2 protein-coding genes are annotated in these 1,180 nt (G+C 60.1%); both read right to left on the bottom strand.

Going from position 1 to position 1,180, the window contains the following annotated elements:
* Positions 1-212 precede the first annotated feature (212 nt).
* Positions 213-713, bottom strand: a complete 501-nt coding sequence (locus tag AB4Y64_RS17680) for a hypothetical protein (RefSeq protein WP_441817757.1) — start codon at positions 711-713, stop codon at positions 213-215.
* Between the two features lie 61 nt (positions 714-774).
* Positions 775-1,026, bottom strand: a complete 252-nt coding sequence (locus tag AB4Y64_RS17675) for a hypothetical protein (RefSeq protein ID WP_441817756.1) — start codon at positions 1,024-1,026, stop codon at positions 775-777.
* Positions 1,027-1,180 lie beyond the last annotated feature (154 nt).

The raw sequence follows: 1,180 nt of genomic DNA, 5'->3' as shown, positions 1-1,180 counted from the left end.
GCGCCGCCGAAGACCGGGGGCCTGCCGAAGGGGGAAGTCAGCCGCCGGCAATGAGCTCGACTGGGGGCGTTGTACGCATGACCGAAGCACAAAGCGAGCGAGCATGAGCCCCGACATCGCGTCGCTCCCTCGACCTGGCCGCACGGCTGCGACTACCTGCCTAACGCCTGAATTAAGCCGAGCCGCGAAGCGGCTTCGGCTTGAATGAATTGTTAGAGCGCACCACCGGATTTGTACACATGTGCAAGGTCCGGAAATTTGACGCGCTTGCGGCATGGCATGGCGACCTTTAGCGCATTAGCCAGGACCCAGCGCAGTTCTTTGTCGGGCTCGCGGATGAACTCTTGGTGCAGGGCTTGCCAAACGGCCTCGCCTCCGTCGCGCACAGTTAGCGCGCGAATGATGCCCTCTCTAACGCGGGGATGGTGAGGAACTTGCAAGTGACGGATCAGCATGGGGTACGCGCGGTCATAGGCGCCAATGAATGTCCGCTCTAGCACAGGATGCGGGGTGTTGTTGACGAAGTCCCATACGGAACTGATGCCATAACCCAGCGCCTTGGCCTCGCCCGCAATCATCCTTTCCTCATGGGCGAACTCCGCAACGAAGGCAGCCAGCTCAGCATCTTTTCGCGCCCTCAGCTCCAGGTACTCCGGATCCGTCGCAAGAGCGTCCAATAGCTCTTTTGCTGTCATCGGCTTGCGAGATGCCATATGTGCGCTCTAACGCCAGAGTTAAGCCGCACCGCGGAGCGGTGTCGGCTTGAATGAATTGTTAGGCAACGCCCAATGTGGGCGGAACCCGCTCAAGCTCCCGGGCAAATATATCCGCGAGCCAGATGGTGTGGCCATCGGATCCGACGCACTCGACGACAAAAGCAGGTTCCTGCTGCGGTTCAGTCGCATGGGCGAGAATGACAGCGCCAAGATCGCCGACCCGCGGCAGGCATTGGCCGACACTCTTGTCCACACGCTCCGCAGGGATGTCGGAAATGACACGAACAACGTCGTACTCGGTGATGTTCATCGTGGGCCTAACGCCTGAGTTAAGCCGACATCAATCGCGTAGCGATTGGTGTTCGGCTTGAATGACCTGTTAGGCCTAGCGCCGCAACCGGAGCCAAGAACTGCGGCCGGCTGCTCTTCCATGACCTAACCCCCGGGCGGGAATGTATCAGCTC

The organism is Lysobacter sp. TAF61 (genome assembly GCF_052113485.1).
Taxonomy (GTDB): Bacteria; Pseudomonadota; Gammaproteobacteria; order Xanthomonadales; family Xanthomonadaceae; genus Lysobacter_J.
Note: the sequence above shows the minus strand (reverse complement) of the source record. Positions and strands in the feature narration are given on the sequence as shown.